The organism is Nesterenkonia alba DSM 19423, assembly GCF_000421745.1.
Taxonomy (GTDB): domain Bacteria; phylum Actinomycetota; class Actinomycetes; order Actinomycetales; family Micrococcaceae; genus Nesterenkonia; species Nesterenkonia alba.
In genome coordinates, this window is record NZ_ATXP01000004.1 from 68,707 (window position 1) to 89,048 (window position 20,342).

At 62.9% G+C, this 20,342-nt stretch carries 22 protein-coding genes; 9 read left to right on the forward strand and 13 right to left on the reverse strand.

Going from position 1 to position 20,342, the window contains the following annotated elements:
• Positions 1-47: 47 nt before the first annotated feature.
• From H578_RS0104400 to H578_RS15460, 4 genes are all read right to left on the reverse strand, one after another.
• Entirely contained in the window at positions 48-659 is a 612-nt protein-coding gene (locus H578_RS0104400) for a hypothetical protein (RefSeq protein ID WP_022872490.1), read from the reverse strand.
• A 490-nt stretch (positions 660-1,149) separates the two neighbouring features.
• On the reverse strand, positions 1,150-2,832 hold the full coding sequence (locus H578_RS15210) for an MMPL family transporter (protein WP_156837210.1): 1,683 nt from the start codon (positions 2,830-2,832) through the stop codon (positions 1,150-1,152).
• Positions 2,833-2,844: 12 nt separating this feature from the next.
• Complete coding sequence (locus H578_RS16570) at positions 2,845-3,696, reverse strand: MMPL family transporter (protein WP_084709914.1); 852 nt, start codon at positions 3,694-3,696, stop codon at positions 2,845-2,847.
• Between the two features lie 43 nt (positions 3,697-3,739).
• The gene (locus H578_RS15460) at positions 3,740-4,318 is read right to left on the reverse strand and encodes a TetR/AcrR family transcriptional regulator (protein ID WP_022872491.1); all 579 of its coding nucleotides are present in this window, start codon (positions 4,316-4,318) and stop codon (positions 3,740-3,742) included.
• Between the two features lie 187 nt (positions 4,319-4,505).
• On the opposite strand from H578_RS15460, the gene H578_RS0104415 reads away from it, so the two are divergent.
• Positions 4,506-5,288 (forward strand): SDR family oxidoreductase, encoded by a 783-nt coding sequence (locus H578_RS0104415; RefSeq protein ID WP_022872492.1) that lies wholly within the window; start codon positions 4,506-4,508, stop codon positions 5,286-5,288.
• 65 nt (positions 5,289-5,353) lie between these two features.
• Here the strand turns inward: H578_RS0104415 and H578_RS13275 are convergent, their stop codons facing one another.
• The 3 genes from H578_RS13275 to H578_RS0104430 are packed head-to-tail and all read right to left on the reverse strand — an operon-like array spanning position 5,354 to position 8,096.
• Entirely contained in the window at positions 5,354-6,394 is a 1,041-nt protein-coding gene (locus H578_RS13275) for a COX15/CtaA family protein (protein WP_022872493.1), read from the reverse strand.
• Positions 6,382-7,131: an ABC transporter permease gene (locus tag H578_RS0104425; protein ID WP_022872494.1), complete on the reverse strand. Its 750-nt coding sequence runs from the start codon at positions 7,129-7,131 to the stop codon at positions 6,382-6,384. The genes H578_RS13275 and H578_RS0104425 overlap by 13 nt, the downstream gene beginning before the upstream one ends.
• A complete protein-coding gene (locus tag H578_RS0104430) occupies positions 7,128-8,096 on the reverse strand; it encodes an ABC transporter ATP-binding protein (protein ID WP_022872495.1) in 969 nt (322 codons plus the stop codon). The genes H578_RS0104425 and H578_RS0104430 overlap by 4 nt, the downstream gene beginning before the upstream one ends.
• A 168-nt stretch (positions 8,097-8,264) precedes the next feature.
• Between H578_RS0104430 and H578_RS13280 the strand changes: the two genes are divergently transcribed.
• The 5 genes from H578_RS13280 to H578_RS0104455 all read left to right on the forward strand — a co-directional run bounded on the left by H578_RS13280 (position 8,265) and on the right by H578_RS0104455 (position 13,290).
• Positions 8,265-9,158 carry a helix-turn-helix transcriptional regulator gene (locus H578_RS13280; RefSeq protein WP_022872496.1) on the forward strand — a complete coding sequence of 298 codons (894 nt, stop codon included), beginning with the start codon at positions 8,265-8,267 and terminating at the stop codon, positions 9,156-9,158.
• On the forward strand, positions 9,155-10,633 hold the full coding sequence (gene sufB / locus H578_RS0104440; protein WP_022872497.1) for a Fe-S cluster assembly protein SufB: 1,479 nt from the start codon (positions 9,155-9,157) through the stop codon (positions 10,631-10,633). Before H578_RS13280 ends, sufB begins: the two co-directional genes overlap by 4 nt.
• 152 nt (positions 10,634-10,785) lie before the next feature.
• On the forward strand, positions 10,786-12,066 hold the full coding sequence (gene sufD / locus H578_RS0104445; RefSeq protein WP_022872498.1) for a Fe-S cluster assembly protein SufD: 1,281 nt from the start codon (positions 10,786-10,788) through the stop codon (positions 12,064-12,066).
• A gap of 60 nt (positions 12,067-12,126) precedes the next feature.
• Positions 12,127-12,888, forward strand: coding sequence for a Fe-S cluster assembly ATPase SufC (gene sufC, locus H578_RS0104450; protein ID WP_022872499.1), 762 nt, complete (start codon positions 12,127-12,129; stop codon positions 12,886-12,888).
• Positions 12,889-12,963: 75 nt separating this feature from the next.
• Positions 12,964-13,290 (forward strand): metal-sulfur cluster assembly factor, encoded by a 327-nt coding sequence (locus tag H578_RS0104455; protein ID WP_022872500.1) that lies wholly within the window; start codon positions 12,964-12,966, stop codon positions 13,288-13,290.
• On the opposite strand, the gene H578_RS0104460 is transcribed toward H578_RS0104455, so the two are convergent.
• Positions 13,287-13,982 carry an energy-coupling factor ABC transporter ATP-binding protein gene (locus H578_RS0104460; RefSeq protein ID WP_245554899.1) on the reverse strand — a complete coding sequence of 232 codons (696 nt, stop codon included), beginning with the start codon at positions 13,980-13,982 and terminating at the stop codon, positions 13,287-13,289. The genes H578_RS0104455 and H578_RS0104460 overlap by 4 nt on opposite strands.
• Positions 13,983-14,028: 46 nt before the next feature.
• Between H578_RS0104460 and H578_RS0104465 the strand changes: the two genes are divergently transcribed.
• A complete protein-coding gene (locus H578_RS0104465) occupies positions 14,029-15,627 on the forward strand; it encodes an ABC-F family ATP-binding cassette domain-containing protein (protein WP_022872502.1) in 1,599 nt (532 codons plus the stop codon).
• Between the two features lie 33 nt (positions 15,628-15,660).
• Here H578_RS0104465 and H578_RS0104470 read toward each other — a convergent pair whose 3' ends face one another.
• The 3 genes from H578_RS0104470 to H578_RS15465 are packed head-to-tail and all read right to left on the reverse strand — an operon-like array spanning position 15,661 to position 17,275.
• Positions 15,661-16,575: an SURF1 family cytochrome oxidase biogenesis protein gene (locus tag H578_RS0104470; RefSeq protein ID WP_022872503.1), complete on the reverse strand. Its 915-nt coding sequence runs from the start codon at positions 16,573-16,575 to the stop codon at positions 15,661-15,663.
• Positions 16,572-16,832, reverse strand: a complete 261-nt coding sequence (locus tag H578_RS0104475; protein ID WP_022872504.1) for a hypothetical protein — start codon at positions 16,830-16,832, stop codon at positions 16,572-16,574. Before H578_RS0104475 ends, H578_RS0104470 begins: the two co-directional genes overlap by 4 nt.
• On the reverse strand, positions 16,832-17,275 hold the full coding sequence (locus H578_RS15465; RefSeq protein ID WP_022872505.1) for a DUF3099 domain-containing protein: 444 nt from the start codon (positions 17,273-17,275) through the stop codon (positions 16,832-16,834). The genes H578_RS0104475 and H578_RS15465 overlap by 1 nt, the downstream gene beginning before the upstream one ends.
• A gap of 97 nt (positions 17,276-17,372) precedes the next feature.
• On the opposite strand from H578_RS15465, the gene fabG reads away from it, so the two are divergent.
• Together fabG and H578_RS0104490 are read left to right on the forward strand one after the other, a co-directional pair.
• Positions 17,373-18,077, forward strand: a complete 705-nt coding sequence (gene fabG, locus H578_RS0104485) for a 3-oxoacyl-ACP reductase FabG (protein ID WP_022872506.1) — start codon at positions 17,373-17,375, stop codon at positions 18,075-18,077.
• A gap of 92 nt (positions 18,078-18,169) precedes the next feature.
• Positions 18,170-18,931, forward strand: coding sequence for an SDR family oxidoreductase (locus H578_RS0104490; RefSeq protein ID WP_022872507.1), 762 nt, complete (start codon positions 18,170-18,172; stop codon positions 18,929-18,931).
• Here H578_RS0104490 and H578_RS0104495 read toward each other — a convergent pair whose 3' ends face one another.
• Positions 18,932-19,897, reverse strand: coding sequence for a M56 family metallopeptidase (locus H578_RS0104495; RefSeq protein ID WP_022872508.1), 966 nt, complete (start codon positions 19,895-19,897; stop codon positions 18,932-18,934). It lies immediately after the preceding gene.
• 26 nt (positions 19,898-19,923) lie between these two features.
• Positions 19,924-20,265 carry a BlaI/MecI/CopY family transcriptional regulator gene (locus H578_RS0104500; protein ID WP_022872509.1) on the reverse strand — a complete coding sequence of 114 codons (342 nt, stop codon included), beginning with the start codon at positions 20,263-20,265 and terminating at the stop codon, positions 19,924-19,926.
• Between the last annotated feature and the right edge of the window lie 77 nt (positions 20,266-20,342).

Genomic DNA, 20,342 nt, shown 5'->3' on the forward strand with positions numbered 1-20,342 from the left:
GGAAAACCCCCGCACCGAATGGGTGCGGGGGTTTCTCGACGCGGTGCTCAGCTCTGCAGGATCTGACACGCCTCGTAGAAGGCGAAGGATGTCTGCGGGTCCAGCCCAGGAAGCAACTTGCCCAGGGCGCTGTCGAAGTCGTCGACGAAGCCCAGCAGGTGGAACACCAGCATCGCCACACGACGGCCATCAGCCGACATACCCTCGGGCGGCGCGATACGCAGCTCTCCCTCCGCGAGATTGCCTGGGATGGCGAAGTCGGTGTGGTCTGGGTCATCGAGGTCGGTGTGGACCAGCACTCGTGCGACCTCCGGATAGTACGGAGAGTGCATGAGTAGGTGCGCTGCGGCATGGTGCCGCCGGGCCCGGTCCTTGTCTCCCCACCGGGGCTGCAGCAGTCGCTCAGCCTCGGTCTTCTCAGCCACCAACGGTGCTACCCGGGCACGGCGGAAGTTCTCTGCCTCCTCGGTCCCGAGAATCAGTTCCAGCAGGTCGGAGTTCATCGTCAGCAGGAACTCCAGGTGGAGCTTGACCTCCTGTAGGCGCTGGACGACAAAGTCGTGGTTGACCGGGGCAGGGTAGATGCCTTCGAGCCGGTTGATCTCAGTGCGGATGTACTGCTCAGCAGCACGGGACAGAACGATGGTCCTGGTGGTCATAGCTACCTCCATTAGTCGGAATATCCAGCGATGCCCCGCGCCGCCGGTGGCGGCTGCATCTGGGCACAGCAGGACACGCCCCATGTAGGGGGTGTCAGCGGAGGTAGTGCTTAGCAACGTATCAGAATCAGATGCAGATCGGTGGTGCTGTTGATGAGCCGCCTCCCAACAGATTCCCAACAAACGCCCCACATTTCGGCTGAATCTCACCAGATCTCACATCACCAAAAACCCCGGAATCACAGGCCAAACTGGATGCCCCCTTACCCGGCTATACCCTGATACGGCTTCGAGCTGTACTTCTCCGTGTGACCTCTGTGGTCTGATTCAGGCCCGGAATAACGCGGCGGTGGGTTCCACGAGCTAGAAATCTCCCACGGGATTCCCACCACGTGGATCCTCTGTGAACGAGGCCCTGCGAGCGGTAAGCAGTTTTTCTGCCTTGCCGCCCGCAGGGCCTCGTGTCGTCATTGTCGGTTCAATCGTCGGCTCAGGCGGCACGTTCTAACGAGGCGCCCTCGACATCGACATCGGGCAGGATTTTGTCCAGCCACTTCGGCAGCCACCAGGCAGCAGGCCCACAGAGGTGCAGCACTGCCGGGACCAGCAGGATGCGCACGACGAAGGCATCCAGCAGAACCCCCACCGCCAGGGCCAGACCTAAGGGCGCGATCATCGGGTCCGGCTGGAAGGCGAAGGCTCCGAAAACGGAGCTCATGATGAGGGCTGCCGCGGTGACCACTGCGCGTCCGGCGTGGAGGCCTTGCCGCACCGCCAGTTGAGGCGGTGAGCCATGGGCATAGGCTTCCCGCATCCCCGTGGCAGTGAACAGTTGGTAGTCCATGCCCAGGCCGAACAGGACTCCCACCATCAGGATCGGCAGAAAGGTGATGACCGGCCCCGGGTCGCCGGGGACGAAGAGACCGCCCAGCCAGCCCCACTGGAAGATCGCCACCACCACACCGATGGCAGCGGTGAAGGAGCCCACAAACCCGAGAGTGGCTATCACTGGCAGAAGGATGGAACGGAACACCATGACCATCAATACCAGGGACAGCAGCACCACCAGGGTGAGATAAAGAGGCAGGGCATCGGAGATGATCTCGGAGATCTCGATGTTTGCTGCCGTGGCGCCGGCCACCGAGAGTTCGACGTCGTCCATGTCGGTGCCTTCCAGCAAGGTGCCGGCGGCAAATTCCTCACTGAGGTGTTCAGTGGATTCCGCAGAGGGGCCCTCAACAGGGATGACCTGGAAGATGGCGGTGGTGTTGTCGTCATTGATGGCAGCCGGCACCACGGAGTCCACGTCCTGGTGGGCTCCGAGTTCTTCAGCGATGGTGATCTGATAGGTCTCTGCGGCCGCATCGTCCAGTTCGGTAGGTAGATCGGCCACAGCCAAGATGGGACCGTTCCACCCCTCACCGAAGTGTTCTGCGGTGGAGTGGAATGCCTCGTAAGCGGGGCTTCCCGTCTCCTCTGCGCTGGCATCTGGCATGCCCAGCCGCAGATCGGCAGTGGGGATAGAGAGCACACCCAGGCCGATCACGCTGACTACTGCGATCGCCACAGCCTTGGCGGTGGGCATAGGCGTGGTGATCGTACTGGTGGGCACAGGGGTGGGGGAGTGCTCTTTCTCCTTCTGGGAGCTTTGATTCCCGCGGGCCTGCAGAGCAGCTCGTTCCTTCTTGCTGAGGATGCGCTGGCCTACCAGGGAGAGCATTGCCGGGGTGAGGGACACTGCCATCATCACCGCAATGGTGACGAACATGGCTGCGACGGTGCCCATCAGTCCCAGGAACGGTAAGCCAGTCACATTCAATGCCAGCAAGGCGATCACCACGGTAGCTCCAGCGAAAACTACTGCGTTACCTGCAGTGCCATTGGCTAAGGCAATGGAATCCCTGACCCGCATTCCGGCCTTCAGCTGAGTGCGATGCCGGTGCAAGATGAACAACGCGTAGTCGATCCCCACAGCCAGCCCCAGCATGAGGCCCAGGGTCGGGGTGATGGTCATGACATCCAGGAACCCTGAGAGGGAGAGTGCAATGAACATGCTGATTCCCACACCCACCAGGGCATTGACCAGAGGTAGGCCTGCGCCGATCAGGGTCCCGAGCATGACCAGCAGCACTACTGCTGCGACCATGAGGCCCACGGCCTCCGCCGCGCTCACCAGATGAGCATCTTAGAACTCGAAGCCGCTGCCGGGAAGAACTTCGACACCTTCAATGTCAGCCTCGGCGAGAATTTGGTTGATCTCTGCGAAGTCCTCCGGACTGATGGTGGTGATCTCGTCTTCGAAGTCCGCCATGAGGATGGCAGCGCTGCCGTCCTCCGATACCGGTACCGCCCCAGTAGTCAGCTCAAAGAGCTGCTCCGAGCGTTCAAGTTCCTCGAAACCTTCTGAGATCTCTTCTTCAGCTTCATCGAGCTCATCTTCGGCCGCGGCAAGCTCGGAATATGCTGCATCGAGTTCAGCCTGCTGGGCCTCGAACTCCTCAGCAGCCAGCTCATAGACGCCCTGAGCCTCGGCTTCTTCCGTGGCGGCATCGAGCTCTTCCTGCCCGGCGTCGAGTTCCTCACGAGCTTCGGAGAGGTCAGCACGGTTCTGATGAACCTCTTCTTCGGCGGAGTTCAGCTCATCGCGGGCCTGTGCCAACTCCTCTTCACCGTCGAGGAGGTCATCGCGGGTTGTGAAAGGGTTATGTGCGGCAGCGATCTGGGGGTGTTCTTCCATGTCCTCGACCAGATCGCCGACAGCATCGCGTTGTTCAGTCGTGAACGATTCCCCATCCTCGGTCTGGAGAAGAGCCTGGCCGCCGTCTCCGCTGCCTTCGGAGGCGTCTGGAATCTCTTCTTCAATTCGGTCCTGAACCTGAAGAGTTTCCATGTCCGGAAGCGTGATGTCAGTGCTGAGCTCTTCGCTGAACAACGCGAAAGCACCTATGGAGGCCAGTAGTAGGGCGAACCAGAAGGCGATGACAGTTTTGATACGGGTGGCGGCAAAGCGTCCCAGACGAAAAAGGAGTGTGGCCATGCCCACGACACTAGAACGCTACGTAGCGTAGCGCAACGATCTGTTAGGCCTTTGCGCCCGCTATCACCAGATCCACCAGCTCTTCGCACCATGACCAATCCGGTCGCGTGCCCACCAGAATGCGGATGGCGAGTGTATGGCTCAGTGCAGAAGCCAGAACATCCACACTGTGGTTGTGAGAAATCTCACCATCCTGGATGGCTTTCTCGAGACGCCTCTCCAGGTGGTCGTTCGTCCAGATATTGGCTCGAGAACCGCCGCCTTCCTCGCTGTGAGCGATGGCCTCCATGCTGTAGGTCAGCAGGCCGCGGACCAGGTTGATGTTCTCGGGACGGAATGCCTGCTCGCGGACTTCCTGCATCCATCCGAGGAGGTCGGCCCGCAAGTCCTCAGTGAAGTCAACGTCCCGGTGTGGCAGTTCCAGGTGTCCCTCGATGATGGCATCGAGAGCAATCTCAGCCTTGGAGCGCCATCGGCGGTAGATGGTGGTTTTGGCTACACCAGATGCGGCAGCGATGCCTTCTACGGTGAGTTCGTCATACGGTCGGGTTCGAACGAGCTCCGCCGCCGCGGCCAAGACGGCTTGCCGTGTTTTAGTGCTCCTCGGGCTGTCCTGTGGCACGGGTACCCCATTCATGAATTGACGTTTGGCCTTCTATTCTGCCTGGCGGCAGAGGTCATGCCCTTCATTGTCGCCTGAGGTGATCTGCCGAAATCCTCTGTGGGGATGAAGGGTGCTCAAGAGAAATACGCTACGCTACGTATCGTTCTACTATTAATGTCCTTCGCCCTCGTCTCTAGGAGCCCCCATGTCTCTGCGTACTTACCTCATCACCGGTTCAGCCAGTGGTATCGGTCGAGCAACGGCCGAACTGCTGAAGGCGCAGGGCCACCGCGTCATTGGTGTTGATATCCACGACGCCGACATTACGGTGGATCTCGCCACGCATCAGGGGCGTGAGACATTGGTGGAGCAGGCCCGTGCACTCTCTGGTGGCACCGTGGATGCCGTCATAGCCAATGCAGGAGTCACGATGCCGCCACACGTGAGCGTCTCGGTCAATTACTTCGGAGCTCTTGCCACAGTTAACGGGCTGCGCCCTTTGCTGAACCAGTCAGATTCACCCCGTGCGGTGACGACACTATCCGGTGCACTGCTCTCCCCACCGGATCCTGAACTTCTGGAGCATCTCGCCGCCGAAGATGAGGAATCCGCTTCTGTGCGGATCGATGAGATGTGCGAAGAGATGGATCAGATGGCTGCCATTTCGGCTGTTTATGCCACGAGTAAACGGGCTCTAGCACAGTGGCTGCGCAGGGTGGCGCCGACGGCGGAATGGGCGGGAGAGGGGATCGCGCTCAATGCCGTCGCCCCTGGCTGGGTGGATACGCCCTTGGTCAAGGACGCACTCACCGAGGATGTGCAGGACTCCCTGAAGACGCTGGCGCCACTGAACGGTCTCGCTCAGCCAAAGAATCTGGCCCATACCTTCGCCTGGCTGACCAGCCCTGAGTGTACTCACGTCTGCGGGCAGATCCTCTACGTGGACGGCGGGGCTGAAGTGGTCACCCGCGGTGACCGCGCCTGGTGAGGGTGGAAACGCTCCTTCTAGTGAGCTAATGAGCTCGTGAGGCCCGAGGCGACCAGGCCGGGAGCCTACGCAGGGACTGCAGGAGGTGTCGACGTCGTCGGCTGCTCCGCTGGGGTGCCCAAGCCCCGGGTGCGGTAGGTGGCCCGGTGCCGGTCATAGACCATCGTGGCGGCCACCACTGTCAGTGCTGAGCCGAGCATGTGCACCCACACCAGGCCGATCGGTAGGCCTGTCCAGTGCTGCCAGTAGCCGATGATCCCCTGCGCCACGATGACCGCCACCAGGAACCACGCGGCCCGCTGCTGTGCCGGTGAGGAGCCGATCATCCGCTGTCGGGCGATGATCGCGATCGTCGCTGCGCAGAGGATGTACACCGGAATCACGTGGAGTCGGGTGACGAACTCGGCGTCGAACTCGTGCCGCGGTGACCCGGGATCCCCGGCGTGAGGACCGGTGCCGGTGACCACTGTTCCCACCACCACCGCGGCCCAGGCGGAGACGATGACCACTGAGGCCATGGTCCGGGCAAACCCGTCGGAGGGGCCATCCACCAGGGGCCGGCCGGTTTCTCCGTTGTGCTTGAGCTCCACCTTCACCCGCAACAGCAGCATGGTCGCGGCCATGACCAGTGCCGCTGAGGCGAGGAAGTGCAGGGCCACCACCCACGGGTTGAGGTTGGTCCACACGGTGATCCCGCCGATCACCGCTTGCAGTGGAATCCCGCACAGGATGAAGATGCTCAGACCCACCAGGCTGCGGTGGGTTTCCCACAGCCGCACTAGCGCTAAGAACATGGCCGCGCAGATCGCCACGAGCACGTAGGTCAGCATGCGGTTGCCGAACTCGATGGCGCCGTGCATCCCCATCTCCGGGGTGGAGATCCAGGAGTCGGCAGTACAGCGCGGCCACTCCGGACAGCCCAGCCCAGAGGCGGTCAGCCGCACGGCCCCACCAGTGAGGATGATACCCACGTTGCTGATGAGCGTCGCCCAGGCGAGCCACTTGGTGCCTCGGCTGATCTGAGTGGGAAGCCGACGTCGAATGGGGTCCACCGCAGGGCTTAACACCCGGGCCAGGAACCGCAGGGGCATGGTCAGGATCTCCATTGGAACCACCTTCGTGCAGCGAGAACGGCGAGCACACTCCAGCCCGCCAGGACAAGACAAGGGATGACGGCGAGGTTTCCCTCCCCGGCAGCGCGCATTCCTTCACCCAGGGCAGCAGACGGCAACAGCAGCAACAAGGCGCCAGTGCCCTCGTGGTTCAGAGGCAGTACCGTGCCGCCGGCTGCACCCATCAGGACCCAGGCCACATTGGTCACCGCCAGCGTTGCCTCAGCACGCACGGTTCCTGCAATGAGCAGTCCCAGGGCCGTGAACGCCGCCGCGCCCAGGACCACCACCACAGCCAGCCAGATCAGTCCGGAGGCATGGGGGGACCAGCCCAGGGCCAGTCCCGCAGCGCCGAGTGCCAGGATCTGGATCACCACCACGCAGAGCACCGCGCAGGCTTTGCCCAGAATGAGTCCGCCAGGACCGAGGGGAGTGGTGGCTAAGTAGGCCAGGGCTCCGTACTGGCGTTCGAACCCAGTGGCGATGCCCTGCCCGGTAAAGGCTGAAGCCATGACCGCTAGGGCGAGCACTCCGGGGACCACCACGTCGATTCCCGGCACCACATCGGTGACGGTGTGCACTCGGTGCAAACCAATCAGCACCAGGAGCGGAAGAATCAGGGAGACCAACAACTGCTCACCGTTGCGCAGCACATTGGCGGTTTCATACAACCCGTGGGCTAGGACGCGGCGCAGTGCGGGGGCCGGCCGAGAAGGGGAGATGGAAGTCACGGGGTGGACACCTCCCAGAACACGTCTTCCAGGGTACGGGCCTCGAAGCTCACCTCGGCGGGCATGACATCGATCTGCTCCCACCAGCGGCTCAGCCGTGTCAGGTCCTCGGGGGAGGTGATCCCGTAGACCGCCCAGTGGGCACCTGCTTTATTGGCGGCGTCGCCGTCCAGCTCCACAGGCAAGGGAGCGGCGCTGAGTTCTTCAGCGGTCAGAATGCGGGGGGAGGCGAAGACCAGTCGACGGGCAGGCAGGTGGCCGTTGCGTTCCCCGGTGGTCAGTTCCGCGACGGTTCCATGGCGCACGACGACGCCGTCTTTGAGGATAAAGACAGAGTCGGCTTGCTTCTGAGCTTCCTCCAGCAAGTGGGTGGTGAGGATGATGCCCAGGCCGAGCTCCTTTAAGTCCGCGATGAGGTCGACGACGAGGTGCCGGGATTGCGGGTCGAGGCCGGCGGTGGGTTCGTCGAGGAAGACGACTTCCGGCCGTCCGATGAGCGCAGCGGCCAGAGCAACCCGCTGTTTTTGCCCTCCCGAGAGGCGGCGGATCGAGGTGGTGAGGAAATCGGCCATATCAAGACGTTCGACCAGATCCTCTAAGGGCCAGGGGGATTCGTGCAGGCGCGCTACGTGCTGAAGCAGGGCGCGGGGGCGCACCGACTGGGGGAGTCCGCCGTCTTGGAGCATGACCCCAACCCGGGCGCGCAGGGCCGCCCCAGCGCCATAGGGGTTGTGACCGAGCAGTTGCACGGTGCCGGCCGAGGGGCGGATGAGACCTTGGGCGCACGCCAGGGTGGTGGTTTTGCCGGCCCCGTTGGGGCCGATGATGACGGTGACTTCGCCGCGCCGAGCGGTGACGTCCACCCCGGAAAGGATTTCCTTGACCCCAGAAGCTGATCGGGCTGAGCCGACGGCATACCGCACCTGGGACAGCGTCAGGCACGGTGCGGGCGTGGTCGGAGGCATCACTGCATTCTACGTCCTCACCACCATTTTTCTACAGTGCGTAGAAGAATGGGTGGGGTGCCCCTTGATTTTCAAGGCACATGGGACGCCGCAGCCGGGTGACGGGCTACAGGCAGAGTTAGGTGCGCCTTGCTGGATACCTTCTTCTGAGTAGGTCAGAATAGGGGCATGGCTTCAGACGTTGAGACCCGCCTTGCTGCTGACCTCAGCGGTGCGCGCGAGTCTGACGGATCAACCCGCGAGCGGGTGCTGCAGCTGGTGGTGGAAGAAGGGCCGATCTCCGCAGCAGCCCTGGGTAAGAAGCTCGGGCTGACCGCGGCCGCTGTGCGCCGTCACCTTGACGCGATGACCGAACAGGGCATCGTGGAGGTCCACAATGTCACCGGCAAGCGCAAGACCGCCGGGCGCCCCTCGCGGCGGTATGTCATCTCCTCCCGCGGGCAGGAAGTCCTCGGCGACGACTACCTCAACCTGGTGCGTTCCGCCCTGGAAATCCTTGAGAGCCACGCCAGCGAACACAACGAACCCGATACCGTCGACGACGCCGGCGTCGCCTCCGATGATGAAGGCTCCACAGACTCCAGTGGCGCCCGCCTCTTGGCCAAGGAATACTTCGGGCGCTTCGAGACCCGTTATCAAGACGAACTGAAGAAGATTGAGGACCTCGACGAGCGCACCGAACGCCTCGCCGAACTGTTCAACTCCGACGGGTTCGCCGGCTTCACCCGCCTGGTGGGCCGGGACAGCCCGCTGCTGGCCATGCAGTCCACCCAGCTGTGCCAAGGGCACTGCCCCATCCGGGAAATAGCAGAGGCTCATCCGGTGTTCTGCGAGGAAGAGACCGCTATGATCTCCCGCTTATTGGAGGTCGATGTGCGGCGGCTCTCCACGCAGGCCGCGGGAGCCCACGTGTGTACCACACACGTCCCGGTCGGGCGGGAGAAACTGGCAGCCGAACGGCGAGCCAGTGCCCAGGCCGGCACCAAGACCACCGCCGGACGGTCCACGCCGCGGCGGAAGCGAATCGTCATCTCCCCGCGTCAACAAGAGAGGTTGTCATGACCGAGATTCAGAAGGCCGAAGAGGCCCTGAAGAACACCGAGGACCCGGGTACCATCGCCGAGATCCTCGAAGCGAACCCCGAGCTTAAAGACCTCGGCACCGGTTACGAGTACGGCTGGTCCGACCCGGACACCGCCGGAGCCACCGCCAAGCGCGGACTCGACGAAGCCGTCGTCGAGGACATCTCCTCCAAGAAGTCCGAACCGGAGTGGATGCTTAAACTCCGCAAGAAGGGTCTGAAGTACTTCGAGCGCAAGCCGCTGCCCACCTGGGGTGCGGACCTCTCGGAAATCGACTTCGACAACATCAAGTACTTCGTGCGTTCCACCGAGAAGCAGGCCCAGACCTGGGAAGACCTGCCGGAGGACATCCGCAACACCTACGAAAAACTTGGCATCCCCGAGGCTGAGCGTGAGCGGCTGGTGGCCGGTGTCGCCGCCCAGTACGAATCCGAGGTCGTTTACCACCAGATCCGTGAGGACCTAGAGGCCCAGGGTGTCATCTTTATGGACACCGACACCGCACTGAAAGAGCACCCCGAGTTCTTCGAAGAGTACTTCGGCTCAGTGATCCCTGTCGGTGACAACAAGTTCGCCGCACTGAACACCGCGGTGTGGTCCGGTGGATCCTTCGTCTACGTCCCCAAGGGCGTGCACGTCGAGATCCCGCTTCAGGCCTACTTCCGGATCAACACCGAGAACATGGGCCAGTTCGAGCGGACCCTCATCATTGCGGACGAGGACTCCTACGTCCACTACATCGAAGGCTGCACCGCCCCGATCTACAACACCGACTCCCTGCACTCTGCGGTGGTGGAGATCGTGGTGAAGAAGAACGCCCGGGTGCGGTACACCACCATCCAAAACTGGTCCAACAATGTGTACAACCTGGTCACCAAGCGTGCTGTGGTCGACGCCGGCGGAACCATGGAGTGGATCGACGGCAACATCGGCTCCAAGGTCACCATGAAGTACCCCGCGGTCTACCTCACCGGTGAGCACGCCAAGGGCGAGACCCTCTCGGTGGCCTTCGCCGGAGAGGGGCAGCACCAGGACACCGGTTCGAAGATGGTGCACATGGCGCCGAACACCTCCAGTTCCATCGTTTCCAAGTCAGTGGCACGTTCCGGAGGTCGGGCCTCCTACCGCGGGTTGGTGCAGGTCAACCCGGAGGCGAAGAACTCCGCCAACTCGGTGGTGTGTGATGCCCTGCTGGTCGACACCATCTCCAAGACCGACACCTACCCCTACATCGATATCCGGGAAGACGATGTGACCCTCGGTCACGAGGCCACCGTCTCCAAGGTGTCTGAGGACCAGCTCTTCTACCTCATGGCACGCGGGCTCGCCGAGGACGAGGCCATGGCCATGATTGTGCGCGGGTTCATTGAGCCCATCGCCCGCGAGCTGCCCATGGAATACGCCCTGGAGCTCAACCGCCTCATTGAACTGCAGATGGAAGGCTCGGTCGGCTAAGACACCTCCGACGACGCCGCGTACCGGTACTGGTCCAGGTGGTGGGCTCTTCTCCCGCCGCCTGGACCGCTGCCTGCAGCGGCGCCGGCCTCCACGCCTGAAGACCATGTCACCTTGTGTCCAGCACGGCCCTTGACGGAAGAGAACTACACATGACGAATACCCCTGCAGAGCAGGTCGCCGGAGTCGAGGTCGGCGAACGCCGGATCTCCATCCCCGGCTTCACCGAAGAAGGCGAGAACCTCGCCGAACAGACCAATGCCGCCGCCGATCACAGCCACGGAGGCCTCGGCGAGTCCAAGCCCGTGACCTCTGGTGCGGGCTCCCGAGCCAAGCGGCAGACCGGCTTTGACGTTGCCGACTTCCCCGAACCCACCGGACGGGAAGAGGAATGGCGCTTCACCCCGCTGAAGAAACTGGCACCGGTCCTCAGCGACACGCCCTCCGACCCGGAAGCTGTCGACTACCAGATCAGTGCCACTGAAGACGTCACCGTCTCCTCGCTCTCCCACGGCACAGCCCCACGGAACAGCGTGCTGCAGCCGGCCGACCGCGCCGCCGTCGTCGCGTCGAAGAACGCCGCCGAAGCGCTCTACATCCAAGTGCCCGCTGACACCGAAGTCGCCGAACCTATTCGTGTGGACATCACCGGACTCAAGCCCGGCGGCCGCGCCAATAGTCACATCGTGCTGGAAGCGGGCACCCATGCCAAGGCGGTCTTCGTCCTGGAGCACCGCGGAAGCGCAGCCTTCAACGGCAACGTGGAGGTCAAAGTTGGCGACGGCGCCAGCGTCACCGTCATCTCCCTCCAGCGGTGGAACAAAGACGCCATCCACGCCGGGCAGCACGACGCTGAAGTCGGCAAGGACGCCACCTACAAGCATGTGGCTGTCTCCCTCGGTGGCGACGTCGTGCGGCTGAACACCAACTTCCGCTACGCCGCAGAAGGCGCCGAAGCGGAGATGTACGGACTCTACTTCTCCGACTCCGGTCAGCACATCGAACACCGGACCTTCGTGGACCACAACAGCCCCCGGAACACCTCCAACGTGCTCTACAAGGGCGCCTTGCAGGGAGAGACTGCCCGGACCGTCTGGGTGGGCGATGTGCTCATCCGCAAAGAGGCCGAAGGCACCGACTCCTACGAAAAGAACCAGAACCTCATCCTCACCGACGGGGCTCGCGCCGACTCGGTGCCGAACCTGGAGATCGAAACCGGAGTCATCGAAGGAGCCGGGCACGCCTCCTCCACGGGCCGGTTTGATGAGAACCACCTGTTCTATCTCATGGCACGCGGTATCCCGGAAAAGGAAGCCCGCCAGCTGGTGGTCCGCGGCTTCCTCAACGAGATCATCCAGAAGATCGAAGTCCCCGCCATCGAGGAATCCCTCCAGGAAGACCTGGAGAACGAGCTGGAGATCCACAGGAACTGACGCCCGGCGCCGGCAGCAACGAACCACACGTCTTCACGAACAGAAAAGGACCAGCACACCATGTCAACTCTCGAGATCAAGGACCTGCACGTCTCCATCGAGACCGAGCAGGGCAGCAAAGAGATCCTCAAGGGCGTGTCCCTGACCATCAATTCCGGTGAGATCCACGCCATTATGGGGCCCAACGGCTCCGGTAAATCCACCCTGGCGGCCACCATCGCCGGTCACCCGCGTTACGAGGTGACCTCCGGGTCCATCACCCTGGATGGCGAAGACGTCCTGGAGATGGAAGTCGACGAACGCGCCCAGGCGGGCCTGTTCCTGGCCATGCAATACCCGGTGGAGGTCCCCGGGGTGACCATGACCAACTTCCTGCGCACCGCCAAAACCGCGCTCGACGGCGAAGCCCCCAAGATCCGCACCTGGACCAAAGAAGTCAAGGACGCCATGGAGAAGCTGCGCATCGACGCCGACTTCGCCAACCGTAACGTCAACGAAGGCTTCTCCGGCGGTGAGAAGAAGCGCGTGGAGATCCTGCAGCTAGAACTGTTCAAACCCAAGTTCGCTGTGCTCGATGAAACCGACTCAGGTCTGGACATCGACGCGCTGCGCGTGGTCTCCGAAGGCGTGAACCGTGCTCACCAGGAGAACAACATGGGCACCCTGCTCATCACCCACTACACCCGAATCCTGAACTACATCAAGCCCGACTACGTTCACGTGTTCGTCGACGGCAAGGTCGCCGAACAGGGCGGACCCGAGTTGGCCGACGAACTGGAAGCCAACGGTTACGACCGGTTCCTGGCTCAGGTTTCCGCCTGAATCGATCCAGCGGGAATCATGCCTTCCCAATGGGCGTTGTGATCGTCCAGACTGGGAGCAGGAGAGGAGCACTACATGACTGAAACCACACAGCAAACTCCGCTTGAGGACATCGAAGAGGCCCTCAAGGAGGTCATCGACCCCGAGCTGGGCATCAACGTAGTCGACCTCGGCCTGCTCTACGGACTGCGCTACGAGGACGATGGCGCCCTGGTCATCGATATGACCTTGACCACCGCGGCCTGCCCGCTCACCGATGTGCTCGAAGAGCAGGTCGGACAGCACGTGGGCACCATGGTCGACGAATGGCGGCTCAACTGGGTCTGGATGCCACCGTGGGGTCCGGAGAAGATCACCGACGATGGCCGCGAGCAGATGCGTGCCCTCGGGTTCAACATCTAAGAACCTGCCTCACGCAGCGCCAGCCGGCGGTAGTGAGCGATCGCTGCCGCCGGCTCGTCATCTGCTACGACCTGCCCATTATCGAAGACCAGGACCCGTTCCGCACCGGCGGCGAAGTCCAGGTCATGGGTAGCGATCAGCAGGGGCACCTCCAGGCGCATCAGCCGCTGCTGGAACTCGGTGGCGGCGCGCAGATCCAGCAGTGTGGTGGGCTCATCGGCCAGTACGAGTTCCGGCTCAGCCGCCAGCACCCCCGCCAAGGCGACTTTCTGCCGCTCCCCAGAAGAAAGCTGATAGACCGAGGAATCCCTCCGGTCACCGAGCCCCACAGACTCCAGGATTACAGCAGCACGACGACGCCGCTCCGCGCGGTCTGTGACGGAATCCTTCAGCGAGAACTCAATATCCTCACCCACCACCGGCATGATGAGCTGGGCCTGAGGGTTGGCGAAAATGAAGCCTGTCCGCGGCACCTGTGGACTGAAGGTGACCTCCCCGGAGGTCGGTTCAACGAGTCCGGCGATCAGTCGCAGCAGAGTCGACTTGCCGGAACCGTTGGCGCCCACCACAGCGATAACACGCTCGGTGAGCTCTAAGGACACCGGCCCTAGAATTCGCCGTGGTGAGCCGGCGTCGTCGACCTGCACGCTGACCGCTTCGAGCCCGATCGTTACACTGGACCGGTTGCCCACCTGCACCCCCTGAACTGACCTGTACTGACGAAGGACGAATCAAGCATTGATCAGCGTATCCAACCTTGAGCTGCGCGCCGGCGCACGCCTGCTGATGGATGGGGTTTCCTTCCGCGTCGACGCTGGCGACAAGATCGGGCTGGTGGGGCGCAACGGGGCCGGTAAGACCACCATGACCAAAGTGCTGGCTGGCCAGGCCCAACCCGCCGCCGGTCACGTGGAGCGCCGGGGGTCCATTGGGTATCTGCCTCAGGACCCGCGAGTGGAGAACATGGAGCAGACCGCCCGGGATCGGATCCTTTCTGCACGCGAACTCGATGTGGTGACCACCAAGCTGCGTACCGCCGAAGAGGACATGGCCTCCAGTAATGACGCCGTCCGGGACAAGGCGATGCGCACCTATGACCGGCTCCAGGCGCGTTTCGACGCAGCCGGGGGGTACTCCGCCGAGGCCGAGGCCGCTACGATCTGCGCAAACCTGGACCTGCCCGAACGTATCCTCAGTCAGCCGCTGAAAACCCTCTCCGGTGGTCAGCGGCGCCGTGTGGAACTGGCCCGCATCTTATTCTCCGACGCCGACACGCTGCTGCTCGATGAACCGACCAACCACCTCGATGCTGACTCGATCGTCTGGCTGCGGGACTACCTCCAACACTTCTCCGGCGGGTTCATCGTCATCTCCCACGACGTGGAGCTCATCGAACGCACGGTCAATAAGGTGCTCTATCTGGACGCCAACCGCATGACCGTGGATGTGTACAACATGGGATGGAAGAACTACCTGGCTCAGCGGGAGCAGGACGAGGCCCGCCGTAAACGCGAGTTCGCTAACGCGGAGAAAAAAGCCACTGCCCTGCGCGCTCAGGCGGAGAAGATGCGGGCCAAGGCCACTAAGGCCGTGGCCGCGCAGAACATGCTCAAACGCGCCGACCGGATGATGGCCGGATTGGAAGGGGAACGGCAGACCGACCGGGTGGCCAATATTCGTTTTCCGCGACCGGCTCCTTGCGGCAAGACCCCCTTGATGGCCCGCGGGCTGAGTAAATCCTACGGGTCCTTAGAGATCTTCACCGGGTTGGATCTGGCGATCGATCGGGGATCTCGCGTGGTGATCCTCGGGTACAACGGGGCGGGGAAGACCACCTTGCTGCGGTTATTGGCTGGGGTCGACCAGCCGGATTCAGGGGAGATCCTCCCCGGTCACGGACTGAAACTGGGGTACTTCGCCCAAGAGCACGACACCCTCGACACCCAGCGCAGCGTCCTGGAGAACATGAAATCCGCTGCGCCGCAGCTGACCGATACCGATCAACGCAAGATCCTGGGGTCCTTCTTGTTCTCCGGGGACGACGTCGCCAAACCGGCTTCCGTCCTTTCCGGGGGTGAGAAGACGCGGCTGGCTCTGGCCACACTGGTGGCCTCCAGCGCCAATGTGCTGCTGCTCGACGAGCCCACGAACAACCTGGATCCGGCATCTCGTGAAGAGATCCTTGCGGCTCTGCGCACCTACGAAGGTGCGGTGGTGTTGGTGACTCATGATGAGGGAGCGGTCGAGGCGCTTAACCCCGAACGGGTCGTGCTGCTGCCCGACGGGGTCGAAGATCTCTACACCGCCGAATACGAAGATCTCATCACCCTCGCCTGAGATAGGTTCTTTCTCCAGGACACACGAGGTACATCACCGGGACTCGGTGAGGTGTTCATCCACCCAGGCGTCTTCGGCGTCCTCATCTGAGTAACGGCCACGCTGCTGCCGGTAGCGACGCTTGGCCTCCCGGATCCGTTCCTGCTTGGAAATCGTGGAGATCCCGGCCGGGGCGGGAGCCTCATCTGCGGCCTCATCCGCGGCATCGAGATCCCGGTTGCGGGCATGCAGCCGTGCTGCATACCCCCATCCGACAAACCCCAGCAGACCAAAGGCGATCCACTGCATCGAATACGACAGGTGCGGTCCCTCATCCAAGCTCGGGCGGGGGAGTGCCCGAGGGGCCTCCGCGGGTGCCGGATCCTCTGAAGCGAGTACTCCATAGCCGCCGTTGAGTAGGTCATACTCTAATTCGGCGTCGTACTCATTCAGATCGATCGAGGCGAGTTGCCCCTCCGGGGCGCCGCGGTCAATCGCCGGCTCCGCTGGTCGCAGCCGCACCACGACATCCACCTCACCACCAGGTGGCTCCGGATTATATGCCGGACGCGATCCATCAGTGCTGTCCAGTGGCAACCAGCCCCGGGAAATCGCGATGACATCACCGGTCTCACTGACCCGGAACGGCACCAACTGTTCATACCCCACATCCCCGGTGTGTGGGCGGTTCCGGACGAACCGGTGATCCTCACCCAGGTAACGACCGGTCACCTCCACCACGGTCCACTCATCAGCCTCATCTGGGTCAACGAACAGCTCCCGGGCCTCCGAGTAGCCAATGGGATCCTCGTCATAGTTCGCCACGACCGTGTTGATCTCATCCAGGGTCTGCTCACGCCGATCCCACTGCCACTGGCCCAAGAAGTAGCAGGCCACCGCGAACGCCGCACAGACCGCCAACCAGCCCAACCAGGTGGGGGTGAGTAAGAACGCATACCGCCGGCTCACCGCTGTACCTCCTGAGACTGCACATCCTGAGGCTCCAGAGGCTCCGTGGTCCGCCAGAACAGTCGCTGCTTGAGGAAATGCTCCAGCCAGTCCCGATGCTCATCACAGGCCAGCCACACCTTGCGGCGGTCCGGGGTGTGGATCTTCGGATTGTTCCACTTGATCTGCCACACCGCATCGGTTCGGCAGCCCTTACGGGAACACTGCGGCGACTCCGGACCGGGCTCAGCCGAGCCGAGCGATCCGAGTAGGTCCATCAGCGGTGACTCCTGTACCTGGGGTTGTCTTCGTTCTCCTGGTCGGTGAGCGCCTCTTCGGCCAGTTCGCCGGGGATGACCGAATCAGTATCCGACTGAGGTGGCTCAGCGGCGGCGTCGTCATCCTCATCTTCCCACCACTGGCGCGACTCTGCGGCCTGTTCATGCCCGGTACTCAACTGGCGCGGATCCACAGCGGCCGCCCGGCGATCATAGCGATCCGCCCCGGCATTGGCGCTGACCACCGCGGTATACGGCAACACCACCGCCCCGAGGACGAACACCCATGCCCACCAGCTCTCCCAGACCATGGCCACCACGCCGGCGAGGACAAAGCACACCATGCGCAGGCCCATCGACACCGAGTAGCTAATCATGCGTGAACGCTGCTCGACGCTGTGCCGAACAGGCGCATCAGTGATCGACTGGACCGACTCGGTCATCCATCTATTCTACGCGCGAGTACCGAGTTGTCTCACGTAGGGTGATTCAGGACAAAAAGGCCCGCCACGGGCAGCAGAACCCGCATACAGGAGGAACATGAGCCGCAGCGTTCTCATCACCGGAGGCAATCGAGGCATCGGCCGCGCCATCGCCGAAGAGTTCCTCGCCCAGGGTGACAAAGTTGCCGTGACCACCCGCAGTGGAGAGGCCCCCGAGGGTGCCCTCGGTGTCGCCGCTGACGTTACCGATGCCGCCTCCATTGACGAAGCGTTCAAGACCGTGGAAGAAGCCCACGGGCCGGTGGAGATCCTGGTGGCCAACGCCGGCATCACCCGAGACACGCTGCTACTGCGGATGAGTGAAGAGGACTTCTCCGACGTCGTCGACACGAACCTCACCGGAGCCTTCCGCGTCCTCAAACGCGCGTCCAAAGGGATGCTGCGGCTCAAGCGCGGCCGCGTGGTGCTGATCGGATCGGTGGTGGGTCTCTACGGCTCCCCGGGTCAGATCAACTACGCCTCATCCAAAGCGGCCCTGGTGGGCATGGCCCGTTCTCTGACCCGGGAACTGGGCGGGCGTGGCATCACCGCCAATGTGGTGGCGCCGGGCTTTGTGCGCTCGGATATGACCGACCAGCTCGACGAAGACACCCAGAAGAAGTACTTGGAGAACATCCCCGTCGGCCGGTTCGCCGAAGCCGAGGAAGTAGCCCGGGTGGTGCGCTGGGTCGCCAGCGCCGACGCCGGCTATATTTCCGGTGCGGTGATCCCCGTCGACGGAGGCCTCGGCATGGGGCACTGAACCCCACCAGCCATGTCCCAGCCATATTGCGATATCCCAGCGGAAGTCCGCTGTGAAGAGGGAATATCGCTGTGAACTTTGAAGGAGACACTATGACAACACAGGATCTGGCCGGCACAGGCGCGGTCATCACCGGCTCATCGCGTGGCATTGGCGCGGCCACAGCACAGCTGGTGGCCGCCCGGGGAGCCGGAGTGGTGGTGAACTATCGGGCCAAAGCCCCGCGGGCGAAGAAAGTCGTCGCAGGCATCGAAGAGGCCGGAGGACGCGCGGTAGCCGTCCAAGCCGATATCACCAGCGACGAGGGCGCACAGACCCTCGTTGACACCGCCGTGGAGAACTTCGGTTCCCTGAACCTGCTGATTCTCAACGCCTCCGGCGGCATGGAAGCAGATAAAGGCGAGGACTACGCTCTGAAACTCAACCGAGATGCGCAGGTCAACCTGGTCAAAACCGCACTGCAGGTGATGCCCTCAGGCTCTCAGATCGTCTTCGTGACCAGCCACCAGGCCCACTTCATCAACCAGGTCGCCACGATGGACGCCTATGAGCCGGTGGCCCGATCCAAACGCGCCGGTGAAGACGCCCTGCGCGAGCTCATCCCCGACCTCGATGCCAAGGGCGTAAAACTCACAGTGGTCTCCGGGGACATGATCGAAGGCACCATCACCGCTACACTGCTCGACCGAGCCCAGCCTGGCGCCATTGAGGCCCGTCGAGAAGCCGCCGGCAAGCTGTACACGGTCGAAGAGTTCGCGGAGGAAATCAACGCTCTGGTCGGACGCAGCGACCTCGAACAGGGGCACACAGAACTCGTCGGTGGGGCCGAAGATTTCCTCGCCGCTCATAGCTGATCAGCTGAACAGCAACAGCCCCGTCGGCACGGCCAGCAGCGCAGCGGAAAGCCCGAGCACCGCGGCCCGGGCCACGGGCCCTAGTGGTTCCGGCGGGGCGATGAGACGCTGCAGCCGGGCACCGGTGATGATCCCACCCTGGCCGGTGCTCAGCTGCTGCTCAGGATCCTCCCCGCCTGGCGTCGTCGTCGCAATCGACCGCAGCAGGTCGGTGCGGGAATGCTCCCCGAGAGCGCCGTCGTCGGCCAGCATCTCGGTGAGTTCCAGGACAGCTTCACGGCCATACCGGGTGGTGGGTAGCCACGGCAACGCCCGGTACCAGGCCTCGAACGCCAGAGTGAGGAAATGATGGCGCTGCCGCAGATGAGTCTTCTCATGGGCGATGACGGCACCGAGCTCCTCCGGACTCAGCTGGTCGAGCAAACCACGGGAGAGCACGGTGAGCGCCCCGGCGTTTGTCCGGCCAGGCAGGCAGTAGGCCAAGGGCGCTTCGTGCTCGATGACATGGGTATCCGTCAGCCGATCCGGTAGTGCCTGCGTGCCATCATCAGTCAGGGGAGTGGAGAGCAGATTCACCATCTCCCGGTGCCGCCGCCGCGCCGAACGCACACGGTAGAACGTGCGGGCCAAAGTCAACAGCAAGTGCGCGGCGAGCAGAGCCCCCAGACACAGGGCAAAGATGTGGCTGGGATGGACATCACGTTCCTCGAGTCCCGCGTAGTCCTCGTAACGGACCGCCTCAGCCAGGGTGACAAACGCTGAAGGCAGCGAGTTCCCGAAAGGGGAAAGACCATAAACGATCGGGGCACCGATGATCGCCAGACCACCGGCTAGCGCGATGGCCTGCCATAACACCATCGCCACCCAGGGGGAGCGCACACGGAAACGCGCAGTGTGTAACCACTTAGGGACAGGAATCGCCAGCACCACGGCGAGGGCTGCAAGCAGAAAGGCGAGGGTCTCCACTGCGGGCCGACGCGGGTGCTAGGGACTTACTCGGAGAGAATCCGGCGCAGCGTGGCAGCTTCCTCTTCGGAGACACTGCCGATGAAGCGGGCGAGCACCGCCTCCCGGTCGCCGGCGTTGCCGAGCACTTCGTTGAGCATTTCCACGGTGTGATCCTCGCGTAAGGCAGAGGCGGCGTACCGGTGAGGCCGAGAGCCGCGGTCCCGAGTGACCATGCCCTTTTTCTCCAGACGAGAGAGCACTGTGAGCACAGTGGTGACGGCCAGGGACTCATCGAGTTCGTCACGGACGTCGTTGGCCGAAAGCTTTTGCCCGCTGTCCCACAGCAGGGTCATAACCGACCGTTCGAGGTCTCCGAGACTTGCCATCGTGGTGATGCTCCTTTCGCGCGTTAGCACCAGGATACGCCGAAATCCGCGTTTCTTCTACATCATGTAGAAGCCTG

Excerpts from the sequence above, each read along its gene's own strand:
- H578_RS13280 (WP_022872496.1), top strand. The coding sequence starts at position 8,265 with ATGGCTTCAGACGTTGAGACCCGCCTTGCTGCTGACCTCAGCGGTGCG.
- H578_RS0104490 (WP_022872507.1), top strand. The coding sequence starts at position 18,170 with ATGACAACACAGGATCTGGCCGGCACAGGCGCGGTCATCACCGGCTCA.
- fabG (WP_022872506.1), top strand. The coding sequence starts at position 17,373 with ATGAGCCGCAGCGTTCTCATCACCGGAGGCAATCGAGGCATCGGCCGC.
- sufB (WP_022872497.1), top strand. The coding sequence starts at position 9,155 with ATGACCGAGATTCAGAAGGCCGAAGAGGCCCTGAAGAACACCGAGGAC.
- H578_RS0104475 (WP_022872504.1), bottom strand. The coding sequence starts at position 16,832 with ATGGACCTACTCGGATCGCTCGGCTCGGCTGAGCCCGGTCCGGAGTCG.
- H578_RS0104455 (WP_022872500.1), top strand. The coding sequence starts at position 12,964 with ATGACTGAAACCACACAGCAAACTCCGCTTGAGGACATCGAAGAGGCC.
- H578_RS0104400 (WP_022872490.1), bottom strand. The coding sequence starts at position 659 with ATGACCACCAGGACCATCGTTCTGTCCCGTGCTGCTGAGCAGTACATC.
- H578_RS0104500 (WP_022872509.1), bottom strand. The coding sequence starts at position 20,265 with ATGGCAAGTCTCGGAGACCTCGAACGGTCGGTTATGACCCTGCTGTGG.
- H578_RS0104430 (WP_022872495.1), bottom strand. The coding sequence starts at position 8,096 with ATGCCTCCGACCACGCCCGCACCGTGCCTGACGCTGTCCCAGGTGCGG.
- H578_RS13275 (WP_022872493.1), bottom strand. The coding sequence starts at position 6,394 with ATGGAGATCCTGACCATGCCCCTGCGGTTCCTGGCCCGGGTGTTAAGC.
- sufC (WP_022872499.1), top strand. The coding sequence starts at position 12,127 with ATGTCAACTCTCGAGATCAAGGACCTGCACGTCTCCATCGAGACCGAG.
- H578_RS16570 (WP_084709914.1), bottom strand. The coding sequence starts at position 3,696 with ATGGCCACACTCCTTTTTCGTCTGGGACGCTTTGCCGCCACCCGTATC.
- H578_RS0104415 (WP_022872492.1), top strand. The coding sequence starts at position 4,506 with ATGTCTCTGCGTACTTACCTCATCACCGGTTCAGCCAGTGGTATCGGT.
- sufD (WP_022872498.1), top strand. The coding sequence starts at position 10,786 with ATGACGAATACCCCTGCAGAGCAGGTCGCCGGAGTCGAGGTCGGCGAA.
- H578_RS15465 (WP_022872505.1), bottom strand. The coding sequence starts at position 17,275 with ATGACCGAGTCGGTCCAGTCGATCACTGATGCGCCTGTTCGGCACAGC.